23 protein-coding genes are annotated in these 20,451 nt (G+C 61.9%); 12 read left to right on the top strand and 11 right to left on the bottom strand.

The window, feature by feature from the left end; all coding sequences use genetic code 11:
* Positions 1-4 precede the first annotated feature (4 nt).
* The 3 genes from PseAD21_RS20665 to PseAD21_RS20655 all read right to left on the bottom strand — a co-directional run bounded on the left by PseAD21_RS20665 (position 5) and on the right by PseAD21_RS20655 (position 2,875).
* Entirely contained in the window at positions 5-826 is an 822-nt protein-coding gene (locus PseAD21_RS20665) for a TIGR03915 family putative DNA repair protein (RefSeq protein WP_102357463.1), read from the bottom strand.
* Positions 823-2,043, bottom strand: coding sequence for a putative DNA modification/repair radical SAM protein (locus PseAD21_RS20660; protein WP_102357461.1), 1,221 nt, complete (start codon positions 2,041-2,043; stop codon positions 823-825). Before PseAD21_RS20660 ends, PseAD21_RS20665 begins: the two co-directional genes overlap by 4 nt.
* Before the next feature lie 73 nt (positions 2,044-2,116).
* On the bottom strand, positions 2,117-2,875 hold the full coding sequence (locus tag PseAD21_RS20655; RefSeq protein ID WP_102357460.1) for a helix-turn-helix transcriptional regulator: 759 nt from the start codon (positions 2,873-2,875) through the stop codon (positions 2,117-2,119).
* 78 nt (positions 2,876-2,953) lie between these two features.
* Between PseAD21_RS20655 and PseAD21_RS20650 the strand changes: the two genes are divergently transcribed.
* Positions 2,954-4,057, top strand: coding sequence for a cytochrome P450 (locus PseAD21_RS20650; RefSeq protein ID WP_102357458.1), 1,104 nt, complete (start codon positions 2,954-2,956; stop codon positions 4,055-4,057).
* Here the strand turns inward: PseAD21_RS20650 and dmeF are convergent.
* Together dmeF and PseAD21_RS20640 are read right to left on the bottom strand one after the other, a co-directional pair.
* The gene (gene dmeF / locus PseAD21_RS20645) at positions 4,054-4,983 is read right to left on the bottom strand and encodes a CDF family Co(II)/Ni(II) efflux transporter DmeF (protein WP_102357487.1); all 930 of its coding nucleotides are present in this window, start codon (positions 4,981-4,983) and stop codon (positions 4,054-4,056) included. The two genes, PseAD21_RS20650 and dmeF, sit on opposite strands and share 4 nt — an antisense overlap.
* A 12-nt stretch (positions 4,984-4,995) precedes the next feature.
* On the bottom strand, positions 4,996-5,271 hold the full coding sequence (locus tag PseAD21_RS20640) for a metal/formaldehyde-sensitive transcriptional repressor (protein ID WP_102357456.1): 276 nt from the start codon (positions 5,269-5,271) through the stop codon (positions 4,996-4,998).
* Between the two features lie 410 nt (positions 5,272-5,681).
* Between PseAD21_RS20640 and PseAD21_RS20635 the strand changes: the two genes are divergently transcribed.
* Positions 5,682-5,954, top strand: a complete 273-nt coding sequence (locus PseAD21_RS20635; protein ID WP_102357455.1) for a hypothetical protein — start codon at positions 5,682-5,684, stop codon at positions 5,952-5,954.
* A 46-nt stretch (positions 5,955-6,000) separates the two neighbouring features.
* Here the strand turns inward: PseAD21_RS20635 and PseAD21_RS29785 are convergent, their stop codons facing one another.
* The 3 genes from PseAD21_RS29785 to PseAD21_RS20625 all read right to left on the bottom strand — a co-directional run bounded on the left by PseAD21_RS29785 (position 6,001) and on the right by PseAD21_RS20625 (position 7,219).
* Positions 6,001-6,144 (bottom strand): hypothetical protein, encoded by a 144-nt coding sequence (locus PseAD21_RS29785; protein ID WP_177327347.1) that lies wholly within the window; start codon positions 6,142-6,144, stop codon positions 6,001-6,003.
* Between the two features lie 65 nt (positions 6,145-6,209).
* The gene (locus PseAD21_RS20630; RefSeq protein WP_177327350.1) at positions 6,210-6,521 is read right to left on the bottom strand and encodes an AzlD domain-containing protein; all 312 of its coding nucleotides are present in this window, start codon (positions 6,519-6,521) and stop codon (positions 6,210-6,212) included.
* Positions 6,521-7,219, bottom strand: coding sequence for an AzlC family ABC transporter permease (locus PseAD21_RS20625; protein ID WP_102357453.1), 699 nt, complete (start codon positions 7,217-7,219; stop codon positions 6,521-6,523). Before PseAD21_RS20625 ends, PseAD21_RS20630 begins: the two co-directional genes overlap by 1 nt.
* Positions 7,220-7,371: 152 nt before the next feature.
* Between PseAD21_RS20625 and PseAD21_RS20620 the strand changes: the two genes are divergently transcribed.
* A complete protein-coding gene (locus tag PseAD21_RS20620; RefSeq protein WP_102357452.1) occupies positions 7,372-7,758 on the top strand; it encodes a DUF2784 domain-containing protein in 387 nt (128 codons plus the stop codon).
* Here the strand turns inward: PseAD21_RS20620 and PseAD21_RS20615 are convergent.
* Positions 7,755-8,282, bottom strand: a complete 528-nt coding sequence (locus PseAD21_RS20615; RefSeq protein WP_102357450.1) for a DUF3087 domain-containing protein — start codon at positions 8,280-8,282, stop codon at positions 7,755-7,757. The two genes, PseAD21_RS20620 and PseAD21_RS20615, sit on opposite strands and share 4 nt — an antisense overlap.
* 223 nt (positions 8,283-8,505) lie before the next feature.
* Between PseAD21_RS20615 and ppnN the strand changes: the two genes are divergently transcribed.
* Positions 8,506-9,879, top strand: coding sequence for a nucleotide 5'-monophosphate nucleosidase PpnN (gene ppnN / locus PseAD21_RS20610; protein ID WP_102357449.1), 1,374 nt, complete (start codon positions 8,506-8,508; stop codon positions 9,877-9,879).
* Between the two features lie 309 nt (positions 9,880-10,188).
* The gene (locus tag PseAD21_RS20600) at positions 10,189-10,923 is read left to right on the top strand and encodes an ABC transporter substrate-binding protein (protein ID WP_102357447.1); all 735 of its coding nucleotides are present in this window, start codon (positions 10,189-10,191) and stop codon (positions 10,921-10,923) included.
* Between the two features lie 122 nt (positions 10,924-11,045).
* Here the strand turns inward: PseAD21_RS20600 and PseAD21_RS20595 are convergent, their stop codons facing one another.
* Together PseAD21_RS20595 and PseAD21_RS20590 are read right to left on the bottom strand one after the other, a co-directional pair.
* Positions 11,046-12,440 carry an FAD/NAD(P)-binding protein gene (locus PseAD21_RS20595; protein WP_102357445.1) on the bottom strand — a complete coding sequence of 465 codons (1,395 nt, stop codon included), beginning with the start codon at positions 12,438-12,440 and terminating at the stop codon, positions 11,046-11,048.
* On the bottom strand, positions 12,441-13,004 hold the full coding sequence (locus tag PseAD21_RS20590) for a helix-turn-helix domain-containing protein (protein ID WP_102357444.1): 564 nt from the start codon (positions 13,002-13,004) through the stop codon (positions 12,441-12,443).
* Between the two features lie 85 nt (positions 13,005-13,089).
* Between PseAD21_RS20590 and PseAD21_RS20585 the strand changes: the two genes are divergently transcribed.
* From PseAD21_RS20585 to PseAD21_RS20555, 7 genes are all read left to right on the top strand, one after another.
* Positions 13,090-14,025: a DMT family transporter gene (locus PseAD21_RS20585; protein WP_102357442.1), complete on the top strand. Its 936-nt coding sequence runs from the start codon at positions 13,090-13,092 to the stop codon at positions 14,023-14,025.
* 247 nt (positions 14,026-14,272) lie between these two features.
* Positions 14,273-17,191, top strand: coding sequence for a monovalent cation/H+ antiporter subunit A (locus PseAD21_RS20580; protein WP_102357441.1), 2,919 nt, complete (start codon positions 14,273-14,275; stop codon positions 17,189-17,191).
* The gene (locus tag PseAD21_RS20575) at positions 17,191-17,535 is read left to right on the top strand and encodes a Na+/H+ antiporter subunit C (protein WP_025111393.1); all 345 of its coding nucleotides are present in this window, start codon (positions 17,191-17,193) and stop codon (positions 17,533-17,535) included. Before PseAD21_RS20580 ends, PseAD21_RS20575 begins: the two co-directional genes overlap by 1 nt.
* Positions 17,532-19,211 (top strand): monovalent cation/H+ antiporter subunit D, encoded by a 1,680-nt coding sequence (locus PseAD21_RS20570; RefSeq protein ID WP_102357439.1) that lies wholly within the window; start codon positions 17,532-17,534, stop codon positions 19,209-19,211. Before PseAD21_RS20575 ends, PseAD21_RS20570 begins: the two co-directional genes overlap by 4 nt.
* Positions 19,208-19,696: a Na+/H+ antiporter subunit E gene (locus PseAD21_RS20565; protein WP_102357438.1), complete on the top strand. Its 489-nt coding sequence runs from the start codon at positions 19,208-19,210 to the stop codon at positions 19,694-19,696. The genes PseAD21_RS20570 and PseAD21_RS20565 overlap by 4 nt, the downstream gene beginning before the upstream one ends.
* On the top strand, positions 19,693-19,971 hold the full coding sequence (locus PseAD21_RS20560; RefSeq protein WP_102357436.1) for a K+/H+ antiporter subunit F: 279 nt from the start codon (positions 19,693-19,695) through the stop codon (positions 19,969-19,971). The genes PseAD21_RS20565 and PseAD21_RS20560 overlap by 4 nt, the downstream gene beginning before the upstream one ends.
* On the top strand, positions 19,968-20,330 hold the full coding sequence (locus PseAD21_RS20555; protein ID WP_102357435.1) for a Na+/H+ antiporter subunit G: 363 nt from the start codon (positions 19,968-19,970) through the stop codon (positions 20,328-20,330). The genes PseAD21_RS20560 and PseAD21_RS20555 overlap by 4 nt, the downstream gene beginning before the upstream one ends.
* The last annotated feature ends 121 nt before the right edge of the window (positions 20,331-20,451 follow it).

Here is a 20,451-nt window from a genome sequence, read left to right as displayed (position 1 = left end):
CAGACTATTTCAACGCGATCCGCTTGCCCGCACGCCCGGCAATCCCACTGGCCTGGCCATTCTGCTGCTTGCCCATCCGCGCCTGGGTGATCAACCCGGGGATCAACTCCCCTTCCGGCAGGTTCTTCCAGAACCGTGCCGGCAGATGCCCCTGCATGACCTTCTCGTTCAATCGCGCCGGGTTGAAGATGTGACTGTAATAGGTCAGCCACAGATCGCCCTGGGGATCGTCGACGTTTTGCGCCAGTTGCTGCCATTCAATGGGACACTGGCGCTGATGAATCAGTTGTGCGCCATCGTAATAGACACCGTCGCGCGGCGTGACAATCAACCAGCGGTGTCGGCCCATGCGTCCGACAAAATGCTCACTGGCGCTGTGCAGGATGTCGTGGGCCGGTTCGTGCCACGCCACGTATTGCGGGCCTGGCTGATCCTGCGGGCGCTCGATGAAACGCACGAACGCATGCAGATGGTGAGCTTCGCGCTGCACCTGTTTGATCCGCCGTTGCAACTCGCTGCCGAGCTTGTCACCGGCCATCATCGCCGTGCGGTCGCCGTGGCTGACTCGCCACAGCACTTCATACAGCAGACTCCAGCGCTGCTCGCCACGGTATCGGGCGGCTTGTTCGAGGGTGTCGAGCAATGCGCGGGGGATGCGTGCCTGGAACGGTCCCTGCCCTTCGGGCACCTGCACGTCACTGGCAAACAGATCAGCCACGCCTTCCGACGCCCAGCTCACCAGACTCGGGTCGATCTCATGACTAAGCAACCAGCGCGCCTGTTGCCGCCAGGTGTCGAACAGGTCATCGCAATCGAGATTGATCATCCCCACAACCCCATCTGCTGCGGCATCGGTCGGTCGCGTAACTGCTGATAAAGCATCTGGCTGGTGACTTCGGCCTGCTGCGGGTGGTAGTCGCAGGTGATGATGAACGGCTTGGCCTTGGCCAGCACACAGCGCATGCGCGCCACGTCTTCGTAGCGGATGCGCCGTTGCTGGCGCAATTGCACCAGACGTTCGGTGGTGCGCAGGCCAATGCCCGGGATGCGCGCGATCAGTGACGGTTCGGCGCGATTCAGGTCCAGCGGAAACACCTCGCGATTCTGTAGCGCCCACGCCAGTTTCGGGTCGATGTCCAAGGCCAGATTGCCCGGTCCCTTGAGCAATTCGCCGGCGCTGTAACCATAGCTGCGCAGGAGGAAGTCGGCCTGATACAAACGGTGCTCACGCATCAGCGGTGGTGCGGCCAGCGGCACGCTTTTCGGGCTGTCAGGGATCGGGCTGAAGGCCGAATAATAAACGCGCCGCAAGCGGTAGTTGCCGTACAGGGACTGGGCGCTGTGCAAAATCGTGCTGTCGTCGGTGTCATCGGCGCCGACGATCATTTGCGTACTCTGCCCGGCCGGGGCGAACTTCGCCGAACGGGGTTCGTTGAGCACCGTTTGCACGCCGGTGTAGATGGTATTCATCGCCTGCTTGATCGAACCGATCTGCTTCTCCGGCGCCAGGGTTTGCAGGCTGGCGTCGGTGGGCAATTCGATGTTGACGCTCAGGCGATCAGCGTAGCGCCCTGCTTCCTCGATCAGTGCCGGGTCCGCCTCGGGAATGGTCTTGAGGTGGATATAGCCGCGAAACTCGTGCTCTTCGCGCAGCAATTTCGCGACCCGCACCAGTTGCTCCATGGTGTAGTCCGCCGAGCGAATGATCCCCGAACTGAGAAACAACCCGCTGACGCAGTTGCGCCGGTAGAAATCCAGGGTCAGCGTGACCACTTCCTCCGGCGTGAAACGCGCGCGCGGCACATCGCTGGAGCGGCGGTTGACGCAATATTGGCAGTCGTAGAGGCAGAAATTGGTCAGCAATACCTTCAGCAACGAGACGCAGCGCCCGTCCGGCGTGTAGCTGTGGCAGATGCCCATGCCATCGGTCGAGCCCAGCCCGCTCTTGCCTTCGGAGCTGCGCTTGGGCGCGCCGCTGCTGGCGCAGGAGGCGTCATACTTGGCGGCGTCGGCGAGAATGCCGAGCTTGTCGATGAGTTGCATGGCGAAGACTCGATACTGGTTATGCGTACAGTATCGAGTCTATCGGATTGGCACAAGGTGCAAACACAGGATCCTACAAAGGTGCGCGGTTACCTGCAGGAACTGCCGCAGGCTGCGACCTTTTGCTCTGTGCTTCTACCGGCAACTCGACCCCGAACCGCACCCCGATCTCCCTGCGCCCCAGCGTCGTCAGTGCCAGCGCCCGACTGTCCAGATCCTGCGTGACCCACTTGCGCTTCAACGCCGTGTGCAACAGCGCCGCCCCCAGCGAACCGCCCAGATGCGGTCGGCGCATGCTCCAGTCCAGGCACGGGCAGGCGAATTTGCGGCGCAAGGTACTCAAGTCCTGCGCCTCGATGCCCAAGCCCTCGAACAACGCCTCGCCGCTGTCGCTCAGGCGATAGGCCTGTTCGTCGGTTGCCACCAGCCACCCCGCTTCCAGCATGCGGTCGTGCAGCAACACCGCGAGCGTCCCGGCCATGTGGTCATAGCAGGTGCGGGCGAATTGCAGACGGTCCGGCGTGTGCGGTTTGAAAGTGGGTGCTGCGTTCTGGCCGATCACCATCAAGGCTTCCAGCGCTTGCGCCACGCGTGGGTCGGCGAGGCTGTAATAACGATGACGGCCCTGTACGTGCAAGCGCACCAAGGCCAGATCCTTGAGCTTGCTCAGGTGCGCACTGGCGGTCGAGGCACGGACTTCGGCGATGGCCGCCAGCTCGGTGCTGGTGCGAGCATGGCCGTCCATCAGCGAGCAGAGGATTTTCGTGCGTGCCGGTTCGGCGATGGCGGCAGCCACTTGCGAGACGCCGATGTCTTGATGTTCTGCGTGCATATTTCGCTCCCCGACGAATCGTCGTCGCTGCGAACTGAAGATACTCGCATCACTTTCCTGACGACAAGGCTGTGAACCATGGACCCGATCATCGCTGCGACGCACGCCGATCCCTATCCCTACTACGCCGAATTGCGCGCTCAGGGCGGATTGATCTTTCATCACGAACTGAAACTGTGGGTGGCCAGCAGCGCCCGCGCGGTGTGTGCGGTGTTGGCGCATGCCGATTGCCGGGTGCGACCAGTCCAGGAACCGGTGCCCAAGGCGATTGCCTCGGGCATGGCCGGGCGAGTATTTGCTCAGTTGATGCGGATGAATGACGGCGAACGCCAGCGCTGTCCACGCTCAGCGGTCGAACCCGCGCTGCAGTTGATCGATGACAACCAGGTCCGCGCACTGGTGGCGGCGCGATTGATGACAGCGGATGCCGACGGCTTATATAAGGCGATGTTTCGTGGCCCGGTGTGCGTGGTCGCCTCGCTGCTGGGGTTCAGCCCGGCACAGGGTCGAACGATCAGTGAGCTGACGGCGGATTTCGTCGCCTGCCTTTCGCCACTGAGCAATGATCTGCAACTGGCGGCAGCCCATGCTGCCGCTGAGCAGCTACGCGGTTATTTCATCGAGTTGCTGGCAGAACCGCCTGGCGAATTGCTCAAGGCCATCGGCCAGCGATTTGAAGGCGATGAAGAAACCCTGATCGCCAACCTGATCGGACTCTGTTCGCAGACGTTTGAGGGGACTGCCGGGCTGATCGGCAATGCCTTGGTGGCGCTGCGGCGTCACCCTGATTTGCGCCACGCATCAGTGGATGCGCTGCTGGCCGAGGTTCAGCGCCTTGATCCGCCAGTGCAAAACACCCGGCGTTTTGTTGCGCAATCCTGTGAGATCGATGGCGTGCGGGTCGAGGCTGGCGAGGTGATTCTGGTGTTGCTGGCCTCGGCCAATCGCGATTCCTCGTTAAATGAACAGCCTGATCGATTATTGCTCGATCGTCCGAATCGGCGCAGTTTCAGCTTTGGCAGCGGGCGGCATCAGCGTCCGGGGCAAGCGCTGGCGCTGAGCATTGCCGCTGCGACTGTCAAAGAAATCCTTGAGCAGGGTGTGAATCTGCAGCGACTGGCCTGGCATTACCGCCCATCTCTCAATGGACGGATTGCGCTGTTCAGCGCGGTACAGCCTTAAGCGCTGTGCAACTCGATGGTCAGGTGCGACAGCTCATGCACTGGCGCCAACCGCTCGCGAATCGCCTGCGCGGTGACGCCGGCGGCTGCCACCACACTGACAATCGCCGCCCGCGCCTGCGGGCCGACCTGCCAGACGTGCAGATCGCTGATGCGCACATCGTCGGAGGTTTCCAGCAGCTCGCGGATCTCCGCCGCCACGGGCTCATCAGTGGCGTCGAGCAGCACCGCAGCGCTGTCGCGCATCAGGTTGTAGGCCCACTTGGCGATGACGATTGCGCCGACAATACCCATCACCGGGTCCAGCCATACCCAACCGAGGTAACGCCCGGCCAGCAACGCGGCAATTGCCAGCACCGAGGTCAGGGCGTCAGCCAGCACGTGGACGTAGGCCGAGCGCAGGTTGTTGTCGTGATGGTGATGATGTTCGTGACCGTGGTCATGCTGATGGCCGTGACCATGACCGTGATGGCCCATCAGCAGGAAGGCACTGAGGATGTTTACGCCCAACCCGACAATGGCAATCACGGTCGCTTCGCCAAACGCCACGGTGGTCGGTTCGAACAAACGAAAAATCGACTCGCCAGCAATGCCCAGCGACACCAGCCCCAGCACCATCGCCGAGGCGAAACCGGCCAGATCGCCGACCTTGCCGGTACCGAAACTGTAGCGCCGGTTGTTCGCGTTGCGCCTCGCGAAACCGTAAGCCGCCGCGGCAATGCCCAATGCGCCGGCGTGGGTCGCCATATGGAATCCGTCGGCCAGCAACGCCATGGATCCGGTGATATAACCGGCGGCGATCTCGCCGATCATCATCACAAACGTCAGCGCCACCACCCACAAGGTGCGGCGGGCGTTTTCGTCGTGGGACGCGCCGAGAAACTGGTGATCGTGGCTGAAGCGGTCTGCGCTTGGGGTCAGGCTCATGAAGGTCATGCTCTATTTGGAATAACGGCGGATGGCTTGCAGCAAATCTTCGGCGCCCTGGGCGCGTTGTTCGTCGCTGAGGTCGGGATGGGCCACGTGCTCGCGGGTGTGGGCCTCGATAAATTGCTCCATCAAACCGTTGACCGCCCCGCGAATCGCCGCCACCAGGTGCAAGGTCTTGGCGCAGTCAGCGTCGCCCTCGAGCGCTTTCTCCACCGCCTGCACCTGCCCGGCAATGCGCCGGACGCGGTTGAGCAGTTCGTCTTTGTGTTCGTGAATGTGTGACATACCTATACCCCCTACCCCTATATGGCGAGCATGGTCGTCGATTGCATCGTGCAGTGGCAAGTTGTAATTGGCATTTTCAGAATAAATGGCGCTTTCAGTGCGACTGACCGCTGCGCAAGCGCACTCATGGCCGAAGGGTCTACAGATCCGCTGCTCGGAAGCGTTAACAAAAGACGTACTGCGAAGTGATTCCCGGGCGTTACACCGGGTGTTTCAACGGCGAAACAGTCACTGACAAAACAGTCGTTTGAGCGAACTAACCGCCTGTCTGAATTTCAACCGTCATACATACATTCAGATGCACTACGGATAGCATGCGCGCCGTATTTCCAATTGGCATATCAGTTGACCAAAGAGTCAACAAAACCAGGAATCCCCTACAACTTTAACAAACCTTGCAGAGAACTAAGTTGCGCGACGATTTTGCAATCAATCAGGCCAACGGCCTGGAGTGTATCTATCTGTCGATGACAGAACGCTTTCAACTCGACTGTTTTATCGGCCACTACATAAAGACCCGAAACCTGCGTTCAGTGCCAGACATCGAACGCATCCTGTGCAGCACCCTGGAAAGCTATCCCGGCCACCCGCCAGTGATGGTCAACGAGCTCAACGCGTGGATCGACAGGACCTTGGGTTATCGGGCGTCACACCCGGACTTCCCACAGTTGGAAGACCTCTGAAACAACGAAAAAGCCCCGCAATTGCGGGGCTTTTCGCAAAACGGATTCAGAACTTCACATCGGGCCCTGTGAGTTCCTTGTCATCATCGTGCTTCCAGGTCTGTTCCTTGCGTTTCTCACGCTCGATCTCTTCTTCAGTCGGCTCATCGACGTCTTCGTCTTCATCCGCACGCTCTTGCTCGGTCGTCATGTGCACCTCGCCTGTATGAAAGGAACCTGAATCCTTAAAGCGTAGAACAATTTTACCAGTGCAACTTACAACCACCAGCGCAACAAAAAGAAAAACGCCATGCTCAATAGCATGCTGAGCAAAGTATTGCGCGTGTACAACACCAGCCCGATCGCCACCAGCGAACTAAGCAAATACGGGTTATCCCACTGCAGATTCAACTGTTTGTCCGGCATGAATACAATCGGTCCGCAGATCGCCGTCAACATTCCTGGCACGGCAAACCCGAGAAACTGCCGCGCATTGCTGCTCAATCGCACCGGCAGGCGCGGTTCGAGAAACACGTAACGGTTGAGAAACACCAGGATTCCCATGCCGAAAATCACTGCCCAGATGATCATGTGCGCCCCCGATACAGCTTGTTGCAGACAAATCCTGCGGTCATCCCCGCCAGCCCCGACAGCACCAGCGCCGAGCCCCATTGCCAATAACTGAACAGCACCGAGCAGAACAACGACACCGCCACACACGCCACGGTCGGCACGTTGCGCACCACCGGTGTGATCAGCGCGATAAACGTCGCGGCAATCGAGAAATCCAGGCCCAGATGCTCAAGCCCCGGAATGCTGCGGCCCAACACAATGCCGGCGAGGGTGAAGAGGTTCCAGGCAACGTAGAACGTCAGGCCGACGCCCAATGCGTACCAGCGATTGAACTGCTGGCGGTCATGCTGACTGGTCAGGGCGAAGAGTTCATCGGTGAGCAAAAAGCCCAGACCGATGCGCCAGCGCGCGGGCAGCGGCGAAATCACCGAGCGCATGCTCATCCCGTACAACAAATGCTGCGAGGTCAGCAGCAACGTGGTCAGCAGAATCGAGAACATCCCGGCACCGCCCTTGAGCATGCCGATCGCCACCAGTTGCGCGGCGCCCGCAAACACGATGCTCGACAAGCCCTGCCCCTGCAGCGGTGTGAGATTGGCTTCGATCGCCATGGAGCCTGCCAGCAGCCCCCACGGCGCTGTCGCCAGCGATAACGGCATGATCGCCGCTGCGCCGCGAAGAAACGCACTGCGCGGCATAAGTGAGTCAGACATAACGCTCTTCAACCGAGGAAACGGTCGCAGACTCTGCCAGCAAACACCCCTTCGCGGCTTGAACAATCTTGCGCACTTGCGCTAAATCACAGCGCCCATACGCCGCCGTCGGCGTACCATGGAGCCCTTCACAATCGCGTCAGGGAGACGACATGCTGTACCGAATCGCAGCCGACGGGCTGGTGCTGTTTCATTTGTCATTCATTCTGTTCGTGCTGTTCGGCGGGCTGTTGGTGCTCAAGTGGCCACGCTTGATGTGGCTGCATTTGCCGGCCGCTGCATGGGGGGTGGCGGTCGAGGTGTTGCACCTGACCTGCCCGCTGACCTACTGGGAAAACCTGATGTGCCACGCCGCCGGGCAGACCGAATACGCCGGCGGCTTCATCGAGCACTACATCTGGCCGATCATCTACCCCGCCGGGCTGACGCCGCAGATCCAGCTGGCACTGGGCAGCGTAGTGCTGGTGATCAACCTGCTGGTCTATGGACGCCTGATCCGCGCGTGGAAACTGCGCCGCGCCAGCCGCATCCCGTTTTAACGCGCAGCCGGTTTCAAGGCTGCCAGCCAGGCCGGATCCAGGCGCTTCTGGTCGATATCCAGACCCAGCGCCTGCATCCGCTCCTTGTGCGCTTCGACTTCCCGGTGCAATTGCGCATGATCGCTGGAGTTGCCGTCGAGTTCGTGCATCTGGGTCAGCCCCAGATGGTAGAAACGCAGCACCTTCATCGCGCTCGGATCGTTCTGCTCCACCGCCGCCGTCACCTGATGCATCACGTTGGTCACGCTCATCAGGCTGCGTTTGAGCCGCCAGCTATAGACCGCCGGCGCCATCCATGCCTGCTGCCAGAACTGCCCGCGCATCAGCGCCGCCGTCAGCAGAAACGCGACGAACACCCCGCCGACGTTGAAGCGCAGATTATCCCCGCCGGGTTCGCCGAACAGCGCCACTGCCGCCGTGGAAAACCCCATCGCCAGCACCAGAAACAGCACGGCAATGATCAGCGTGCTGCGGCGCGTCTGCTGACGAAACGTTGCTGCGTCCATCGGCTGAATCTCGAACATCGGTGATGACTTCCTTGAGCGATAAAAAGGGCAATGGAAAAAACTCGCTGCGCATTATCGCCTCTCTCCGCGATTTAGCTATGCTGGGGGCCCTTTTCATCTTTTCAGCGTCCAACGGGGACATGGCGGTACAGCGCAGATCGTGCCATCTTCATTCATGGATACACACTATTCGGATGCCATTTGCCTGCTATTGGAATGACATCGTTTTAAGGATCATTGCATGACCCAACGACACGTAATCAACGCCTCGGTCAGCCCGAAAGGCAGCCTGGAAACCCTTTCTCAACGTGAAGTCCAGCAACTGAGCGAAGCCGGATCCGGCAGCACCTACACCCTCTTCCGCCAGTGCGCCCTGGCCATCCTCAATACCGGCGCCCATGTCGATAACGCAAAAACCATTCTGGAAGCCTACAAGGACTTCGAAATCCGCATTCACCAGCAGGATCGCGGCGTGCGCCTCGAACTGCTGAACGCCCCGGCCGACGCCTTCGTCGATGGCGAAATGATCGCCAGCACCCGCGAGATGCTGTTCAGCGCCCTGCGCGACATCGTCTACACCGAAAACGAACTCGACAGCCAACGTATCGACCTGAGCACCTCGCAGGGCATCAGCGACTACGTTTTCCACCTGCTGCGCAACGCGCGCACCCTGCGCCCGGGCGTCGAGCCGAAGATCGTCGTGTGCTGGGGCGGTCACTCGATCAACACCGAAGAGTACAAATACACCAAGAAAGTCGGCCACGAACTGGGCCTGCGCAGCCTCGACATCTGCACCGGCTGCGGCCCCGGCGTGATGAAAGGCCCGATGAAGGGCGCGACCATCGCCCACGCCAAACAGCGCATCCACGGCGGGCGCTACCTCGGTTTGACCGAGCCGGGCATCATCGCTGCCGAAGCACCGAACCCGATCGTCAATGAACTGGTGATCCTGCCGGACATCGAGAAACGTCTGGAAGCGTTCGTGCGTGTCGGCCATGGCATCATCATCTTCCCGGGCGGCGCCGGTACCGCCGAAGAGTTCCTGTACCTGCTGGGCATCCTCATGCACCCGGACAACGAAGGCCTGCCGTTCCCGGTGATCCTGACCGGGCCGAAACATGCCGCACCGTATCTGGAACAACTCGACGCGTTCGTCACCGCCACCCTCGGCGACGCGGCCAAGCAGCATTATCAGATCATCATCGACGACCCGGCCGAAGTCGCCCGACAGATGACCGCTGGCCTCAAAGCGGTGAAGCAGTTCCGCCGCGAGCGCAACGACGCGTTCCACTTCAACTGGCTGCTGAAGATCGACGAAAGCTTCCAGCGTCCGTTCGATCCGACCCACGAAAACATGGCCGACCTCAAGCTGCACCGCGACCAGCCGGCCCACGAACTGGCGGCCAACCTGCGTCGCGCGTTCTCCGGGATCGTGGCCGGCAACGTCAAGGACAAGGGCATCCGTTTGATCGAAGAACACGGGCCTTACCAGATCCGAGGTGACGCAGCGATCATGCAACCGCTGGATGCGCTGCTCAAAGCCTTCGTTGCCCAGCACCGGATGAAACTGCCGGGCGGCGCGGCATATGTGCCGTGCTACCGCGTGGTGGCGTAACCGTCCAGCCACCACATCCCCGTGTGCCTGCCACCCATGCAGGCACAACAAAAACCAAAGTGGGAGCGAGCCTGCTCGCGAATAGGCCAGGTCAGTCACTTCAAATGTTGACTGATCCACCGTTTTCGCGAGCAGGCTCGCTTCCACAGATTGTGTACCCGCCACAAATGCCAGGCACACCACAATGTTTCTGCATGCGCCGGCTCTGCCAATCCGCCTTGGCTTCTGACGCAAAAGCCCCGTACATTCCTCACGACAGCCACCCCCGGCCCGTACTAAGCTTCGCGCTCAATTTTTCAGGGACGATTCATGAAACGGATTGCCGCGTGCCTGCTGTCACTCCTGGCCCTGGCGGCCAATGCGGCAGACCTGCAACTGCTCACCGACAACCACCCGCCCCTGCATTTTCAGCAAGGCGATCAACTGGTGGGGTATGGCGTCGATATTGTTCGCGCGCTGGCCGAACAGACCGGCGACCGGATCACTCTGCAACAGGTGCCGTTGCTGCGCGCCCTGCGCACCGCCAGCGAAACCCCGAACACTGGGGTATTTACCGTCTTGCGGACCGACGAGCGCGATGACCGCTACCAATGGGTCGGGCCGCTGATCGAGGTCGAAACCGCCCTCTACGGCCATGCCTACAACCAACCGCCAGTACGCACCCTGCAGGAGGCCGATCAGGCGGGGCGCATCAGCGTGCCGCGCAAATGGCTGATCTACAGCTACCTGCAACAGCAAGATCTGAAGAACCTCGAGGGCGTCGAAACCCCGGAGCAGATGATGCGGCTGTTCAGCCTGGGCCGGACCGATTTCGTGGTCTCCGACACCCTGTCCACCGCCGCACTGGCCCGCACCCAAGGCATGGAACCGGGGCGCTTGCAGTATCAGATTCCGCTGATGCATCAGGACACCTACATTGCCTTCTCGCTGCAGACCGATCCGCAGCAGGTCGCACGCTGGCAAAAGGCACTGGAAACCTTGCGCGCCGATGGCAGCCTTGAGCAGATCCGCCAGCGCTGGCTGATGAATGTACTGCCGCGCTGACTGAACACTGCAGGAGTGCGCCTGCTCGCGATGGCGTCGGCACGTTCAGCAATGATGTGACTGACCCACCGCTATCGCGAGCAGGCTCACTCCTGCAGGGATCTTTGCAAGCCGGTCTGCCTTCAACCCACCAGCCGCGCCGCCAACGCCTTCGCCTGCAACGCCACATCCGTCACCGCCGTACTCTCCCACCACATCCCGCGCAGCGGTGGGCCCATGGCGAACAGTCGGCTGCCGGCCTGCCCTTCAGCGTCCAGCACGGCACCGTCCACCGCCGCCGCAATTCCCAGCGCCAACGGCCCCGGACGCACCAGTCCACGCGCGAGCAACTGCTGGGGCAACGCTCGCGCCACGCGGCGCCAGTCGTACTCGATGCCGCTGGAATTGATCAGCGCTGCGCCATGCACCACAGCGGTAGCGGCTTCACCACGGCGACGAATTCGAATGCTCACGCCAGCGCCCGAGTGAGGCTCAAGCCCCTTGAACGACGCCGCCTGAATCCGCAAACGACCCTCGCTGTGCAAGCGTTCAACCAACGCCGCACTCAAGGGCGGAGAGCGGTGATGATGACTCTCCCACCACGGCCGCACATGCCGGACGAACTGTCGACGCTGCACGTCAGTGGCCTGGCTCCACAACCGTGCGATATGTGCTCGAACCGTGTCCAACGGCGCCTGCCAGTCAATGCCCTGGGCGATGGCGTCACGACACTGCCTGCGTAATTCACGCAGCAATTGGCGCGGCGTGCGGATACTGTGATCTTCAGCGAGAAAATCCGGCCACGCCGGTGGTTGCCGCCGTACATGGGGCAACAGTCCGTGACGGGAGAACACTTCAATCGGCCCGCGATGCCCGGCCTGTTCCAGTGAAACCACCGCATCGACCATGGTCAGCCCGGAACCGATGATCAGCACCGTCGATTGCGCATCGAGTTGGCGCATGGCCGCGACATCCCACGGATCGAGCGCAGCGGCATTGAGCCCGCTGGAGTCTTTCTGCGGCGTGCGTGCGGCAGGAAACATGCCGGTGGCGAGCACGGCATAGGCGCCGCCTACATGCCGACCATCGCTCAAGGTCAGTTGTACCGAATCGGCAGCGACTTGCAGATCGACGACTTCGGCGCGCAGATGCTCAACGGTCGAACCCTGCTGCGCGCCGACGATCCGCGCCTCGGCCAGACGCTGCTGCACATACACGCCAAACAGTCCGCGCGGCGGGAACAGCTCACTGACCGGCACATCCTGCTCGGCAGACTCTGGCCAGCCATCGCTGGCAATGTGCGCAGTCAACCATTGGGTCAGGTCATCGGGGTTGTCCGGATCGACACTCATCCGCGCGGCGTTGCCGTTGAGCGTATGACCCAGTTCGACCGCGCTATAGGCTTCGCCGCGACCGAGTTCGGCGCGCGGTTCGATGATCAGGATCTGGCGCTGGCCAGGCAGTCGCAACAGTTGCACGGCCAGCATGGTGCCGCTGAGCCCACCGCCGATGATCAGGATGTCTGCACGTTGATTCATTCAAATCACCACGTTACGTACAAACCGCGTCGCCACGTCGCCGTCGTTGCGGTAGCTGTGCGGTTGATTACTGGCAAACATGAAAAATTCGCCGGTCGCGATCTGCTGATGCTGCTCACCGAGCATCAGCGTCAGGCAGCCTTCGAACACGTAGATCTGCTCGCTCCAGCCATCGGCGTCCGGTTGCGACGGGTAGACCTCGCCCGGTTGCAGACACCATTCCCACTGCTCAACCTCGCGGGTGGCAGTGGCTTTGGACAGCAGCACCGCTTTGCTGCCGGGGATGGTGCCGGCCCAGGCCACTTCGTTGATGCGGCTCGGGGCGCGGGCGTCGGGGGCCTGGATCAGGTCGCTGAAGGCCACGTCGAGGGCTTCGGCGACGCGGTCGAGGGTGGTCAGGCTGACATTCTTTTCCCCGGCCTCGATCGCCACCAGCATGCGCCGACTGACGCCAGACTTTTCTGCCAGCGCGGTCTGACTCATGTCGGCGGCGTGGCGCAAGCGCCGAACATTCTGGCTGACGTGTTGCAGGACGGACGCCCGCTGGCTGGAATCTTTGTGCACTATATTGCTCACTCGGTGGGGTTGGGCAGTATACTGCGCAACGTTGGGCGCATTGTGCGTCCTGCCTTTTATAGTGTGCAAGGTCATGACGTCAGCAAACGGTTCCTCCACGCCTCCGCGCTTCTCCCGCTTCAGCAAGGCCGAGTGCGTGCTGGTGCTGATCACCATGGTCTGGGGCGGCACGTTCCTGCTGGTGCAACACGCCATGACCGTCAGCGGCCCGATGTTCTTCGTCGGCCTGCGTTTTGCCGCTGCGGCGAGCATCGTCGCGCTGTTCTCCTGGCGTCACTTGCGCCAGCTCACCCTGTTCGAACTCAAGGCGGGCGCCTTCATCGGCGTGGCGATCATGCTCGGTTACGGCTTGCAGACAGTGGGCCTGCAAACGATCCCGAGCAGCCAGTCGGCATTCATCACCGCGCTGTACGTGCCGTTTGTGCCGCTGCTGCAATGGCTGGTGCTGGGCCGTCGGCCAGGGCTGATGCCAAGCATCGGCATCATGCTGGCGTTTACCGGTTTGATGCTGCTGTCCGGGCCGTCCGGCGCTTCGCTGAATTTCAGTCCCGGTGAAATTGCCACGCTGATCAGTGCGATCGCGATTGCCGCCGAAATCATTCTGATCAGCACCTATGCCGGCCAGGTCGATGTACGGCGGGTGACCGTGGTGCAACTGGCCACGACATCGGTGTTGTCGTTCCTGTTGGTGGTGCCGACGGGTGAGACGATTCCGGACTTTTCCTCGACACTGCTGGTGACCGCACTGGGTCTGGGCGCGGCGAGTGCGGCGATTCAGGTGGCGATGAACTGGGCGCAGAAAAGCGTTTCGCCGACCCGGGCGACCTTGATCTATGCCGGTGAGCCGGTGTGGGCCGGGATCGTCGGGCGGATCGCCGGCGAGCGCTTGCCGGCGATTGCCCTGATCGGCGCCGGGCTGATTGTGGCGGCGGTGATTGTCAGCGAGTTGAAGACCAAGGGTAAGGTTGTCGAAGTCGACGCTGAACTGGAGCGGGAAACCCAAGGCTAATCCGCCATATCTAGAGTGCCTGAACCATAGCTATCGCGAGCAGGCTGACTCCTACAATCGAAATGCGCTCCCCCTGTAGGAGTGAGCCTGCTCGCGATGCGGCCATCCCAAGCAACATCCATCTCCCTGAAACAATGCTAAACAGAAATATCCAGACTACTTTGTAGGATTCTGAGACATCCTGGCGTTTGGTAATCAGGGAGCTGGCACGTATGATGCTTCACAAACTTCCGCAGATTAGAAGCCTATGTCCCTGATAGTTCTACTGCTTCTGCCATTCATTGGCAGCTGTCTGGCAGCGGTGCTGCCACACAACGCGCGTAATACCGAATCCCTGTTGGCTGGTCTGGTCGCTCTGATCGGCACCGTGCAGGTCGCGCTGTTGTACCCGCAAATCGCCCATGGCGGCGTGATCCGCGAAGAATTCATGTGGCTACCCAGCCTCGGTTTGAACTTCGTCCTGCGCATGGACGGCTTCGCCTGGCTGTTCTCGATGCTGGTTCTCGGCATCGGCACCCTGGTCTCTTTATATGCCCGTTACTACATGTCGCCGGACGACCCGGTGCCGCGTTTCTTTGCCTTCTTCCTGGCGTTCATGGGCGCCATGCTTGGCCTGGTGATCTCCGGCAACCTGATCCAGATCGTTTTCTTCTGGGAGCTGACCAGCCTCTTCTCGTTCCTGCTGATCGGCTACTGGCACCACCGCGCCGATGCGCGGCGTGGCGCCTACATGGCGCTGATGGTCACCGGCGCCGGGGGACTATGCCTGCTGGCGGGGGTCATGCTGCTCGGCCATGTCGTCGGCAGCTATGACCTGGACAAGGTCCTGGCCGCCGGCGATCAGATTCGCGCACATGCCCTCTACCCTATCCTGCTTCCCCTCATCCTCATCGGCGCACTCAGCAAAAGCGCCCAGTTCCCCTTCCACTTCTGGCTCCCGCACGCAATGGCGGCGCCCACCCCGGTTTCGGCTTACCTGCACTCGGCGACCATGGTCAAGGCCGGGGTATTCCTGCTCGCACGCCTGTGGCCGTCGCTGTCCGGCAGTGAAGAATGGTTCTACATCGTCAGCGGTGCCGGCGCATGTACGCTGCTGCTCGGCGCGTATTGCGCGATGTTCCAGAACGACCTCAAAGGTCTGCTGGCCTACTCGACCATCAGCCATCTGGGCCTGATCACCCTGCTGCTGGGCCTGAACAGCCCGCTGGCGGCGGTCGCGGCAGTGTTCCACATCCTCAACCACGCGACCTTCAAGGCTTCGCTGTTCATGGCCGCCGGCATCATCGACCACGAGAGCGGCACCCGCGATATCCGCAAGCTCAGCGGTCTGATCAAACTGATCCCGTTCACCGCGACGCTGGCGATGGTTGCCAGTGCGTCGATGGCGGGGGTGCCGTTGCTCAACGGTTTCCTGTCGAAAGAAATGTTCTTCGCCGAAACCGTGTTCATCAACGCCACCGCGTGGGTCGAAGCAGCGCTGCCGATTGTCGCGACCATCGCGGGTACGTTCAGCGTCGCTTACTCGCTGCGCTTCACCGTCGATGTGTTCTTCGGCCCGCCGGCCACCGATCTGCCGCACACCCCGCACGAGCCACCGCGCTGGATGCGTGCGCCGGTGGAGTTGCTGGTATTCACCTGCCTGGTCGTCGGGATCTTCCCGGCGCAAGTGGTCGGCCCGCTGCTCGCGGCCGCCGCGCTGCCCGTGGTAGGCGGCACCCTGCCTGAGTACAGCCTGGCGATCTGGCACGGCCTCAACGCCCCGATGATCATGAGCCTGATTGCCATGTCCGGCGGCATCGTGGTCTATCTGCTGCTGCGCAACCAGCTCAAGCGTGGACGCTTCAAATCCCCGCCGCTGGTAGGCCGTTTCAACGGCAAGCGGCTGTTCGAGCGCAGTCTGGTGGTGATGATGCGCATGGCCCGTCGGGTTGAACGCCGACTCGGCACTCGACGCCTGCAGATGCAACTGTTCCTCATGGTGCTGGCGGCGGTGCTCGCCGGCTTGATCCCGATGCTGCACAGCAGCCTGAGCTGGGGCGACCGGCCGAAGATTCCGGGTTCCATCGTGTTCGTCACCCTGTGGCTGCTGGCGATTGCCTGTGCCCTCGGCGCCGCGTGGCAGGCCAAGTATCACCGTCTCGCCGCCCTGACCATGGTCAGCGTCTGCGGCCTGATGACCTGCGTGACCTTCGTCTGGTTCTCGGCGCCGGATCTGGCTCTGACGCAACTGGCGGTGGAAGTGGTGACCACGGTGCTGATCCTGCTCGGCCTGCGCTGGCTGCCGCGACGCATCGAAGAAGTCTCGCCATTGCCGAGCAGCCTGCGCAAGGCACGCATTCGCCGTCTGCGCGACTTGCTGCTGTCGATCGCCGTCGGTGCCGGCATGGCGCTGCTGTCCTACGCAATGCTGACGCGGCAGACGCCCAACGACATCTCGTCGTTCTACCTCAGTCGCGCCATGCCCGAGGGCGGTGGCAGCAACGTGGTCAACGTGATGCTGGTGGACTTCCGGGGTTTCGACACCCTCGGTGAAATCACCGTGCTGGTGGCCGTGGCCCTGACCGTGTTCGCCCTGCTGCGACGCTTCCGCCCGCCGAAAGAAAGCCTGCAACTGCCAGCCCAGCAACGCCTGCTCGCGCCGGACGTGGTCACCGATCTGGTCAACCCGCGTACCGCCAGCGACACCGCACTCGGCTTCATGATGGTGCCGGCGGTGCTGGTGCGCCTGCTGCTGCCGATTGCGCTGGTGGTGTCGTTCTACCTGTTCATGCGTGGCCACAACCAGCCGGGCGGCGGTTTCGTCGCAGGCCTGGTGATGTCGGTGGCGTTCATCCTGCAATACATGGTCGCAGGGACGCAGTGGGTCGAGGCGCAAATGAGCCTGCGACCGCTGCGCTGGATGGGCACCGGTCTGCTGTTCGCCACCGCTACCGGCCTTGGCGCGATGGCGGTCGGTTATCCGTTCCTGACCACCCACACCTGGCATTTCGAATTGCCGCTGCTGGGCGACATCCATATCGCCAGCGCGCTGTTCTTCGATATCGGCGTGTACGCCGTGGTGGTCGGTTCGACGCTGCTGATCCTCACCGCCCTCGCCCACCAATCGGTGCGTGGTCACAAGACCGCGTCCCTACCCAAGTCCGTCGCCAGCAAAGGAGCCGTCTGATGGAAGAAGTCATCGCAATCGCCATCGGCGTACTCGCCGCGTCCGGCGTCTGGCTGGTGCTGCGACCACGGACGTTTCAGGTGGTCATGGGCCTGTGCCTGCTGTCCTACGCGGTCAACCTGTTCATCTTCAGCATGGGCAGCCTGTTCATCGGCAAGGAGCCGGTGATCAAGGACGGCGTGGTCCAGGATCTGCTGCACTACACCGATCCGCTGCCGCAGGCCCTGGTACTGACCGCCATCGTCATCAGCTTCGCCATGACCGCGCTGTTCCTGGTGGTGCTGCTCGCGTCGCGGGGCCTCACCGGCACCGACCACGTGGACGGCCGGGAGCCTAAGGAATGATGGCGATGACTCACCTGATCGCTGCACCGATCCTGCTGCCGCTGCTGACCGCCGCCATCATGTTGATGCTCGGCGAGAAGCACCGGCCGCTGAAGGCGAAAATCAACCTGTTCTCCAGCCTCGTCGGCCTGTTCATTTCGGTGATGCTGCTGCAGTGGACGCAAACCACTGGCGTTCCCGGCTCCATCGGCGTGTACCTGCCGGGTAACTGGCAGGCGCCGTTCGGCATCGTGCTGGTGGTCGATCGCCTGTCGGCACTGATGCTGGTGCTGACCGGGATCATCGGCGTCAGCGCCCTGCTCTTCGCCATGGCACGCTGGGACGGCGCAGGGTCGAGCTTCCACGCGCTGTTCCAGATCCAACTGATGGGCCTGTACGGTGCGTTCCTCACCGCCGACCTGTTCAACCTGTTCGTGTTTTTCGAAGTGCTGCTCGCCGCCTCCTATGGCCTGTTGCTGCACGGTTCGGGTCGGGCGCGGGTGTCGTCGGGGCTGCATTACATCTCGATCAACCTGCTGGCCTCATCGCTGTTCCTGATTGGCGCAGCGCTGATCTACGGCGTCACCGGCACCCTGAACATGGCCGATCTGGCGCTGAAGATTCCGCTGGTGCCGGAAGCCGACCGTGGCCTGCTGCACGCCGGCGCAGGGATTCTCGCGGTGGCGTTTCTGGCCAAGGCCGGCATGTGGCCGCTGAACTTCTGGCTGGTGCCGGCCTATTCCTCGGCCAGCGCGCCGGTAGCGGCAATGTTCGCGATCATGACCAAGGTCGGCGCCTATACCCTGCTGCGCCTGTGGACGCTGCTGTTCTCCGGGCAGGCCGGGGCTTCGGCGTTCTTTGGTGGCGACTGGCTGATCTACGGCGGTATGGCGACCATGGCCTGTGCGGCGCTGGCGATTCTGGCCGCACAGCGTCTGGAACGCATGGCCAGCCTGAGCATTCTGGTGTCGGCAGGAATCCTGCTGTCGGCGGTGGGTTTCGCCCAGCCGAACCTGATCGGCGCGGCGCTGTTCTATCTGGTCAGCTCGACCCTGGCGCTCAGCGCGCTGTTCCTGCTGGCCGAGTTGATCGAGCGCTCGCGCTCGGCCAACGAGATTCCGCTGGAAGACGAAAGCGAGTTGCTGCCGCGCCCCCAGGAATCCCTGCAACCGCCCAAGGGCATCAACCTCGACGACGAACAGAAGGCCGTGGTCGGTCAGGTCATTCCGTGGACCATGGCGTTTCTCGGTCTGAGCTTCATCGCCTGTGCGCTGCTGATCATCGGCATGCCGCCGCTGTCCGGATTCATCGGCAAGCTCGGCCTGATCGCTGCCCTGCTCAATCCTCTGGGACTGGGCACTGACGCGCCGATCTCGAACGCGGCCTGGGCATTGCTGGTGCTGCTGATCCTGTCGGGGCTGGCCTCGCTGATGGCGTTTTCGCGATTGGGCATCCAGCGCTTCTGGACGCCAGAGGAGCGACCTTCGCCACTGCTGCGCAAACTCGAATGCGCGCCGATCTTCCTGCTGCTGGGGTTGAGCATCGCCCTGACCTTCAAGGCCGAGCCGCTGCTGCGCTACACCCAGGCGACCGCCGAAGCGCTGACCAATCCGCAGCAATATGTCATGGCGGTGCTCGGCACCCGCGCCGTGCCAAGCCCTGAAGCCAAGGCGGCGATGCTGGAGGTGCAACCATGAAGCGTGTGTTTCCTGCGCCATGGTTGTCGCTGGCACTGTGGGCTTTGTGGCTGACGCTGAACCTGTCGATCAGCCCGGGCAACCTGCTGCTCGGCGCGATACTGGGTTTCGCTGCACCCTTGATGATGCGCAAGTTGCGCCCGAAACATGCGCGCATTCGCCGGCCGGGGACGATTATCAAATTGTTCCTCCTCGTCGGGCGTGACGTGGTGCTTTCCAATCTGGTCGTTGCCTGGGGCGTGCTCAACGCCGGGCGCCGGCCTCCACGCTCGCGCTTCGTCAAAGTGCCGCTCGATCTGCGCGACGCACATGGCCTGGCGACACTGGCAATGATCTGCACGGTGGTGCCGGGCACGGTTTGGTCGGAGCTGGCGCTGGATCGCAGCATCCTGCTGCTGCACGTTTGGGATCTGGATGACGAGGCGCAATTCATCCACCACTTCAAGACTGCCTACGAGCGGCCGTTGATGGAGATTTTCGAATGAGCCCGTTACTGTCGAACGCGATTCTGCTGACGCTGTTCCTGTTCTCGATGGCGATGGTCCTGACCCTGGTTCGCCTGTTCAAGGGGCCGTCGGCGCAGGATCGGGTACTCGCCCTGGATTACCTGTACATCGTCGCCATGCTGATGATGCTGACCCTGGGCATCCGTTACTCCAGCGACACTTACTTCGAGGCAGCGCTGCTGATCGCGCTGTTCGGCTTCGTCGGCTCCTTTGCCCTGGCGAAATTCCTGCTGCGTGGCGAGGTGATCGAATGAATGCTGAACTGTCGCTGTGGATCGAGATTCCGGTGGCGATCCTGCTGGTGCTCAGCGGCGTATTCGCCCTGATCGGCGCGATCGGAATGCTGCGCATGAAGGATTACTTCCAGCGCATGCACCCGCCGGCACTGGCCTCGACACTGGGCGCGTGGTGCGTGGCACTGGCCTCGATCATTTGTTTTTCGGCATTGAAATCGGGGCCGGTGCTGCACGCCTGGCTGATCCCGATCCTGCTGGCGATTACCGTGCCGGTGACCACCTTGCTGCTGGCGCGGGCGGCGTTGTTCCGCAAGCGCATGGCGGGGGATGATGTACCGGCTGAGGTGAGTAGCCGGCGGACCGAAAGCGGTAGCTAGTTTCACAGCTATGGTGTCTGGACTGGCCCTTTCGCGAGCAAGCTCGCTCCCACAGGGGAAAAGCATTCCAGATGTGGGAGCGAGCCTGCTCGCGAAAGCGACCTCAAATTCACCTCAAAGC

Origin of the sequence: Pseudomonas sp. AD21, assembly GCF_002878485.1 — a bacterium.
Classification (GTDB): domain Bacteria; phylum Pseudomonadota; class Gammaproteobacteria; order Pseudomonadales; family Pseudomonadaceae; genus Aquipseudomonas.
Note: the sequence above shows the minus strand (reverse complement) of the source record. Positions and strands in the feature narration are given on the sequence as shown.

Bases quoted from the DNA above. Each gene is read 5' to 3' on its own strand.
- PseAD21_RS20595 (WP_102357445.1), bottom strand. From the start codon at position 12,440: ATGAATCAACGTGCAGACATCCTGATCATCGGCGGTGGGCTCAGCGGC.
- PseAD21_RS20585 (WP_102357442.1), top strand. From the start codon at position 13,090: ATGACGTCAGCAAACGGTTCCTCCACGCCTCCGCGCTTCTCCCGCTTC.
- PseAD21_RS20565 (WP_102357438.1), top strand. From the start codon at position 19,208: ATGAAGCGTGTGTTTCCTGCGCCATGGTTGTCGCTGGCACTGTGGGCT.
- PseAD21_RS20660 (WP_102357461.1), bottom strand. From the start codon at position 2,043: ATGCAACTCATCGACAAGCTCGGCATTCTCGCCGACGCCGCCAAGTAT.
- PseAD21_RS20575 (WP_025111393.1), top strand. From the start codon at position 17,191: ATGGAAGAAGTCATCGCAATCGCCATCGGCGTACTCGCCGCGTCCGGC.
- PseAD21_RS29785 (WP_177327347.1), bottom strand. From the start codon at position 6,144: ATGACGACCGAGCAAGAGCGTGCGGATGAAGACGAAGACGTCGATGAG.
- PseAD21_RS20620 (WP_102357452.1), top strand. From the start codon at position 7,372: ATGCTGTACCGAATCGCAGCCGACGGGCTGGTGCTGTTTCATTTGTCA.
- ppnN (WP_102357449.1), top strand. From the start codon at position 8,506: ATGACCCAACGACACGTAATCAACGCCTCGGTCAGCCCGAAAGGCAGC.
- PseAD21_RS20560 (WP_102357436.1), top strand. From the start codon at position 19,693: ATGAGCCCGTTACTGTCGAACGCGATTCTGCTGACGCTGTTCCTGTTC.
- PseAD21_RS20615 (WP_102357450.1), bottom strand. From the start codon at position 8,282: ATGTTCGAGATTCAGCCGATGGACGCAGCAACGTTTCGTCAGCAGACG.
- PseAD21_RS20555 (WP_102357435.1), top strand. From the start codon at position 19,968: ATGAATGCTGAACTGTCGCTGTGGATCGAGATTCCGGTGGCGATCCTG.
- PseAD21_RS20580 (WP_102357441.1), top strand. From the start codon at position 14,273: ATGTCCCTGATAGTTCTACTGCTTCTGCCATTCATTGGCAGCTGTCTG.
- PseAD21_RS20640 (WP_102357456.1), bottom strand. From the start codon at position 5,271: ATGTCACACATTCACGAACACAAAGACGAACTGCTCAACCGCGTCCGG.
- PseAD21_RS20655 (WP_102357460.1), bottom strand. From the start codon at position 2,875: ATGCACGCAGAACATCAAGACATCGGCGTCTCGCAAGTGGCTGCCGCC.
- PseAD21_RS20650 (WP_102357458.1), top strand. From the start codon at position 2,954: ATGGACCCGATCATCGCTGCGACGCACGCCGATCCCTATCCCTACTAC.
- PseAD21_RS20625 (WP_102357453.1), bottom strand. From the start codon at position 7,219: ATGTCTGACTCACTTATGCCGCGCAGTGCGTTTCTTCGCGGCGCAGCG.
- PseAD21_RS20600 (WP_102357447.1), top strand. From the start codon at position 10,189: ATGAAACGGATTGCCGCGTGCCTGCTGTCACTCCTGGCCCTGGCGGCC.
- dmeF (WP_102357487.1), bottom strand. From the start codon at position 4,983: ATGAGCCTGACCCCAAGCGCAGACCGCTTCAGCCACGATCACCAGTTT.
- PseAD21_RS20570 (WP_102357439.1), top strand. From the start codon at position 17,532: ATGATGGCGATGACTCACCTGATCGCTGCACCGATCCTGCTGCCGCTG.
- PseAD21_RS20665 (WP_102357463.1), bottom strand. From the start codon at position 826: ATGATCAATCTCGATTGCGATGACCTGTTCGACACCTGGCGGCAACAG.